This window comes from Kitasatospora sp. NPDC017646 (assembly GCF_044329365.1).
In the GTDB taxonomy this organism is placed as follows: Bacteria; Actinomycetota; Actinomycetes; order Streptomycetales; family Streptomycetaceae; genus Kitasatospora.
This window is the reverse complement of the sequence record NZ_JBIRJC010000064.1, coordinates 20,888-27,712: the sequence shown is the minus strand read 5'-3', so window position 1 is coordinate 27,712 and position 6,825 is coordinate 20,888. Positions and strand designations below refer to the sequence as shown.

Genomic DNA, 6,825 nt, shown 5'->3' with positions numbered 1-6,825 from the left:
GGTGAGGGGGGAGGGGGAGGGGGCTGGCGTGGGGGGGGGGGGGGGGGGGCGCCCGCCCCCCCCCCCCCCCCGCGGGGGGGGGGGGGGGGGGGGGGGGGGGGGGGGGGGGGCCCCGCCGGGGGGGGGGGGGGGGGGGGCCCGGGGGGGGGGGGGGGCCCCCCCCCCCCCCCCCGGCGGGCCGGTGCTTCATGGCCGGGTTGCGCGGCCGCAACGCGCGGAACTGCGGCGCTTCACCGGGTGCGACGAGTGGGTCTAGGGTCGCGTGACGGGCACAACGGGGGCGTAGGAGTCGGTGCCGACGAGGGGTGGGGACCGCACGGATGGGCAACGAGGTCGAGCCGATCGACAATAGCGTCGTCGACGGGGCACAGGGGAGCGCCAGGGGAGGGCCTGAGCGGACGAATTTCTCGAAGCAGGTTGCGGCTCTGATGGCAAGCAGTGGCATCAGAGACGTTGATATCGCTCATCGGATGAACGTCAACAAGGCCACGGTCGGCAGGTGGAGGAAAGGGGAGCATCTCCCCCCAGCGGATTTCGTTGAAATCATTCTCAATATGGCGGAGGAGCGGACCGGGAAAACCCTCGCGGTGGGGTTTCGCGATGACACGCACCGTTTATACAGCGCGGCGGCGTACGCCGACCGCTACCACCGCGACGTACAGCCCAGACTCCAGCAGGCGGCCCGGGAACAGGCCCTGCTCCACGACAAGGACTCCCTCAGGACGCAACTGGCGTTCCTGAGCGATGTGCTCCTCAAGAGCCTTACAGGGTTCCTCGATCTGTACGCCCAGCGCGGACACCTGACCGCCGAGCTCTCCCAGTGCCACTACGAGATCGAGGGCCTGCGACGGCAGGTGACGCTACTGCGACGGACCGGGCAGCCGACGTTCGAACTCGACGAGCGGCTGCGGCGGCAGCAGGCCCGGGCCGAGGCACTTCGCGCCGACCGGCAGGCGGTCGCGATCAGCGCCGATCAGGCCGAGCACATCTTCCTGTCGATGGTCACCCCCTCGCCCGAGGAGGAGACCCCCGAGCACCGGATGGTACGCGCCCGGCTGCGCGCGGCGGCCGACAGCCCCCGGCAGCAGTGGTGGCCGCAGCCGCCCGTCGTCGCCACCGGACCGGCACCCGCCGGCGTCGCTGTTGAAGTACCGCCCTTCCTGCCGCCGGCACCATCCCCGTCGTCGGGACGGCTGCTGCGGGGCAGCGTGGCCGTCCTGGCCGTCGCCGTCGCCGTCCTGGCGGTCGCGGTCGTCGTCATTCTCGTCCGCACGAGCGCAACCAGCACCGTGACTGCGGGCGCCGCGGCCCCGACCGTCACTATCGACGCGCACCCCAGCATCGCGGCCACACCATCCGGCACCTCGCCCGCGCAGGCCGCCGCTCCGACTGGCGCCACCGTCGCTCCGACCGCCGCCACCGCGGCGCCGCCCGACTCAGGGCGGTGGACGGCTCAGTATCGTGACACGGCCATCAACGTGCCGTCGGCAGCGAGGACGTGCGGCCGGGCCATCATGGACCTCGATCCGGCCCGCGGGGCCGTGTTGGACCCGGATGACTTCATGAATATCGTGAACCCTCCGGCGGACCTGACGATCCAGCAGCCCTGCTCCAGCCTCAATTCGGTCACCATGGTCTACCCGCACCTCAAGGCCTGGGGAACGTCCTCGGCGCAGGAGCCCGGTCCGGACCAGTGCCGCGACGATGCCATGCGCCAGGCAATGCCCAACCCCGCGCCGTTCAGCAAAATGACCGTCGGCTCCGCCTACTGCGTGATTACCGCGAAGGACTCGGTGGCCTGGTTCAAAGTCACTGCCAAGCCCGGCAGCGACCAGCAGGGGATGACCGTTACCGCCACCCTGTGGACTGCGAGCGGCTGATCCGTTCCACCAAGAGCGGTACTTGCCGACGGGCCGTGAACGGACGCCGCCTTCGCCGCCGCCCGATCCCCTCGACTGGTTGCCCGCGCACAAGACCCAGGCTGTTCGGCCGGGGGTTCGGCTCGGGGTTCGCCACGGGGGCCGGTTTCGGGTTCGGTCCGCGGTGCGGTTCGGCCACCGGCCTTTGTCTCCGCTTGCCGCCTGTTTGTGCTGCTCATCGGGGGTGACGGGTCGAACTCACCACTCCAACTTACCTAATGGGGACCGAAGCCGGCGGATCGCTACCCGTTACCCGGTCCCGCGAGACCTCGAAAAAGAGCGCGGCCGCCGGCTTCATCTCGGCGGTGATCAGCTGACGTCCGGTGAGTCATACGACTTACCCGGGTCTTGAGCCCTCCAGAAAGAGTTGGCCCCGGGCGTCGGCCGACCGCCGCCGAGGAAGGAACGAGATCGTGAGGGTGCCCGGCGTCGGGGCCACTCCTGCCAGACATACGAGGCCCTGATCTTCAGCAAGAGATCAGCGGGCCCCGGCGTCCGGCCCCCTCACGGCCGCCATCGAGCAGATGATCGACGCGCTGGAGCGGCCATGACGGCATCCGCACCCTCCACCACGGCGCCGGACTCGCCCGCGGCTGGACGGAGCGCGACGTCGACGGCCTGGACGGCTGGGTGGCCCTGGTGGAGGGCCGGATCGTCTACAGCGTCCGCCCGGACGGCCCGCCGGAGCCGGTCGTGCACGCCGAGGCGTGGGAGGCCGGCGCGACGCTGCACGCCGCCCTCGCCCAACACCCAGCCCCCACTCACTTGACCCAGGAGGAGGACGAGTCCGACGGCCAGGAGCACGCTCTGCTCGGTGACCTCCTCAGCCGGGTCCGCCGCCGGGCCGCCGGAATGACTCTAGAGAACATCCAGCAGGCCCTGGAACAAGCCCAGTTCGAGGAACGCTGCGCCGACCGGCACGCCGACGCCGGCCACGAGAGCGCCTACGCCCCCGCAGCCGACACCCTCGCCGAGTGGCAGCGCATCCACGACCACACCGCCGCCACCCGCGCCGAGCGCTACGACCCCGACCACGACACCGCCCTCCAGCACGCGCTGCGCCGCGAGCACCACCGCCAGGACATCGCCGAATGCGCCCGCGAGGCCGCCCACCAGGCCCGGCAGACCACCGACGCCGCCCAACGAAGCCTCGCTGGCCCCACCGCCCAGCCCCTCTACACCGCCCTCGACCGCGCCGGCCTCCACGCGCTCACCGACGACGACCACCAGGCCGTGCGCGATCTCGCCCGCCACGTCGACCCCGCCACGCTGCGCCAGGTCACGAGCTGGCTGGAGCGCACCCGCACCGCGGCCTTCGCGCTGCGCGGCACCGAGCAGGCCCGCCCGCCCGGCCCGTCGTACGGCGCCGCCAGTTCTGACCGACCGTGCGGGCCCTCGGAGCCCGCCGCCCCTTCCGTGGCGGGGGGGCCCCCCGCCGCGCCCCCGCCGGGGGGGCGGGCGCGCCCACAACCCCCCCCCCCCCCCCCCGCCCCCCCCCCCCCCCCGCGGGCCCCCCCGGGGGGGCCCCCGCGACGGAAGACCACAGCGCCCTGCCAGGCCCACGCCGCCGACAGCCGGGGCACCTGCCCGGTGGCAGAACTGCGCACCGTCCAGACACGGCTCCTGGCGCTGCTGGAGCGGTACGCCGACGGCCCGCCGAGCATGGACTACCGGTTCAGCCCGGACGAGACCACCCAGCGGGCGATCCGCCTGCTCGCGGCGCGCCTGAACGTGCGTCCCAGAGCCGTACGCAGAACCGATCAGTAGCTCAGCTTGGGCTTTTCGGACACGTGAGGCATGGTTCCCGTGCTCCTCAGGTCCTGCTGTTCTTTTTCCGCGGCGCTCGGTCGCGGCCCGGATTGCGCATAAAAGCGCACTACGGAGCGGTGATCATCGGACACGCATCGTTATGGCGCGTTTCGGTCCTGCCTACCAGTTAGTTGCTTCGATAGGTTCGCTCTGATCTTGGGACTGGCCATGCCGTGCGCCGGGATGGCGGGGCCCGCCAGTCTCCGGCCCAGGCATCGCCGTCGCTCGGCTGCGGAGCCTGCCCGTTTCCGCGCGAGGGAAGGGATCTTGTGGCGCTTCAGGTGGAGGATCTGCGCAAACTATTCGACGGCGGTGGCTCTGCCGCCCCAGTGGAACTCCCGGGGGAGGCGCTCGACTTCCGGCACGACCCGTTCCTCGCAGTCGTATCCGACGGCGTACTGCGCCTGGAGTATGCCGCTGGTGACGATGCGGCCGACCTGATGGCAACCGGTGTCGCGGTCTCCGCGCTGGGCGCCGAACCCGTGCCCGTACGCGTCACCTTCAACAGCCCGGACGGTGAGGTCACCGCCGTGACACTCACGGCCGCGCCCGCCGAACCCGGCGCCCCGGCCCACCTCCTGGCACGCGGCCTCGGCCTGGACTGCGCCCCGCTGCCGCAAGCCGCAGCCGTCACGCGATTCGATGTGCGGGCCGCCGCCGAGCAGCTCCTGCTGACTGGGAGCAGCGAGAGCGCTCGGCTTGCGGTGCTGTGCCGGGACGAGCGGCTGCTCGTCGCCGAATTCCAGGACCCGGCGGGTCGGAACTGGCAAGTCATCGCCGCGGACGAGGATTTGAATGGGGAACAGATTGCCTCCGCAGCAGCCACGTTGGAGGCGGCGAATGCGCCCGTACCGGCGCTCGCCGGTGCTTTGCCCGCCGGGACCTGGCTGGTGATGCCCGGTCCCGTGCTCGTACCGGTGCACGGTGATCGCGCGCAGCCTGTGCTCGATGCGGTTCGCCGGGACGGGCTCGGCCGGGCTCTGCCGGCGAGGCCTGTACCGGCGCGTCCGTTGCCGGTGCGCCGGCGCGGCCTTGTCGCCTTCGCCGGGCCCGAGGGCTTCACCGTCATCGCCTCGGCCCCCGTCGCGCGTAGCCCGCGCGGCTGGGGCATCGGCACGCCTACCGATGGCGATGGCGTGGTGATCAGCTACAGCAACCCGCCGCTGTCCGTCAACGGCGCTTTGGTGGCCCTTCCTGCCACGCCTCCGTACCGCACGGTCCTGGGCGGCGTCCTGCTGGTGGACGCCAAGGCGGTGGCCGGCAGCGCGGTGGGCGCCTACGTCGTGCCGCAGGAGGCCGGGCTTCAGCCGTCCGTCTTCGCGTTCGGTGCGCTCGGTTCGGACAAGGGCATCGGTCCGCCGCCGTTCCAGGTGCGCGGGATCGCGTTGGGCCTGGGCTGGAACAGCCGGATCCGGCTGCCGGAAGTAGAGGCGATGAACGACTTCCCGTTCGTCGCCGCGCTCGACAACCCCGGGGCGATCGGAGGCGCGAACGGCGACCCCGTGGAGATCCTCAAAACGATCACCGCCGGCGCCGATCCCTGGGTGCGCCCGGCGCAGGACGAGGTGTGGGTGGCGGCCGGGCTGGCGTTCAGCTGCTTCGAGGCCATTAAGGGCAGTGCGATGGCGGTCGTGCAGACCGGCGCGGACTTCACCGTCGCCCTGCTCGGACTGGCCGCCACCGAGTACCCGCCGAAGGGCGACAAGAAGTACGCCAAGGCCGAGCTCGGCATCGAGGTCGTCGTCAAGCCGAACAAGGGCGAGCTGCGGCTGTCTGCCGCGCTGACCCGCAACTCCTTCCTCCTGGACCCCAACTGCCGGCTGCGCGGCGGCGTCGCGCTCGCCACCTGGTACAGCCCCAGCCCCGAGGCCGGGGACTTCGTCTTCAGCCTCGGCGGCTACCACGACAGCTTCCGGCGGCCCGACCATTACCCGAGCCCGGCCCGGCTCGGCTTCGACTGGGACCTGACGGGCAGTGTCACCGTCTCCGGTGGCGCCTACTTCGGGATCACGCCGTCCGCCGTGATGCTCGGCGGCTCGCTGGAGGTGAACTTCCACTCCGGGATGCTGCGCGCCTGGCTCATCGCCAGGGCCGACGCGCTCATCCAGTGGCGCCCGTTCCACTTCGATCTCGGCATCAGTGTCAGGATCGGCGTCCAGGCCCAGGTCAAGATCCTCTTCGTCAAGATCACCATCAGGATCGAGATCGGCGCGAGCCTGCGGCTGTTCGGGCCGCCGACCGGCGGTGAGGCCACCGTCCACCTGTGGTTCATCTCGTTCACCATCAAGTTCGGGGCCAACCGCGGCGATGGTGCGAAGTATCTGGACTGGGACGGCTTCAAGGACATGCTGCCCCCGCCCGGCAGCCTCGTGCAGATCCACGCCGGCTCGGGCCTGATCAGCGACGACCCGGTGGGCGGCGGGCACAGTGGGGCCTGGCTCGTCTCCTCGGCAGGCTTCGACTTCAACGTCGAGTCCGCCGTCCCGATCACCGAGATGTACCTCGACAGCCGCTCCAATGCGCCGGTGGAGCGTGGCAGCCGGATCGGCGTGCGGCCCATGGGCGAGAGCGGACGCACCAGCACCCAGCTCGTCGCGCTCACCCTGGAGGGCGAGCCGGTGGTGCTGACCGACAGCTGGCACGCCACGTTCGGCCGGACCTCCGTGGCGCAGTCCCTGTGGGGCACGGGCGCCCCCAACGCGCTGCCCGCACCGGGCCAGCAGCTGATCCACGAGCAGCTGACCGGTGTCCGGCTGGCCTCCCCGGCGACCGAGAACGGAAAGTCCACCGGCTACATCTCCGCCGAGAACCTGGCCTTCGACCCGATGGATCCCGGCGCCCAGCCGCTCGATCCCGACGCGGACGCCGTCGGCCCGGTGCCGCGCCGCCTGGCCGGGGCCGCCGTGATCGACCGCATCCGCACCACCATCGACGCCGCCGAGCAGCGCACCACGCGGCGCGCCCTTGCCGAGGCGTTCACCGGCTTCGGCGTCGGCCTCGGTGAGCTCGACGGCGACCTGCCCGGGTATGTCCGCGCCTGCGAGACCGCCTTCACCGCAGCCCCCCTGCTCGTGTCGGCCAGCTGAGAGGTACGCCC

3 protein-coding genes are annotated in these 6,825 nt (G+C 71.8%); all 3 read left to right on the top strand.

The features are described 5' to 3' along the window. Positions 1-320: 320 nt before the first annotated feature. The 3 genes from ACH4J0_RS40030 to ACH4J0_RS40020 all read left to right on the top strand — a co-directional run bounded on the left by ACH4J0_RS40030 (position 321) and on the right by ACH4J0_RS40020 (position 6,814). The gene (locus ACH4J0_RS40030; protein ID WP_396246120.1) at positions 321-1,880 is read left to right on the top strand and encodes a hypothetical protein; all 1,560 of its coding nucleotides are present in this window, start codon (positions 321-323) and stop codon (positions 1,878-1,880) included. A 669-nt stretch (positions 1,881-2,549) separates the two neighbouring features. Next, a complete protein-coding gene (locus ACH4J0_RS40025; RefSeq protein ID WP_396246119.1) occupies positions 2,550-3,686 on the top strand; it encodes a hypothetical protein in 1,137 nt (378 codons plus the stop codon). Positions 3,687-3,997: 311 nt separating this feature from the next. After that, positions 3,998-6,814 (top strand): DUF6603 domain-containing protein, encoded by a 2,817-nt coding sequence (locus tag ACH4J0_RS40020; RefSeq protein WP_396246118.1) that lies wholly within the window; start codon positions 3,998-4,000, stop codon positions 6,812-6,814. Positions 6,815-6,825: the final 11 nt, after the last annotated feature.

Bases quoted from the DNA above. Each gene is read 5' to 3' on its own strand.
- ACH4J0_RS40030 (WP_396246120.1), top strand. From the start codon at position 321: ATGGGCAACGAGGTCGAGCCGATCGACAATAGCGTCGTCGACGGGGCA.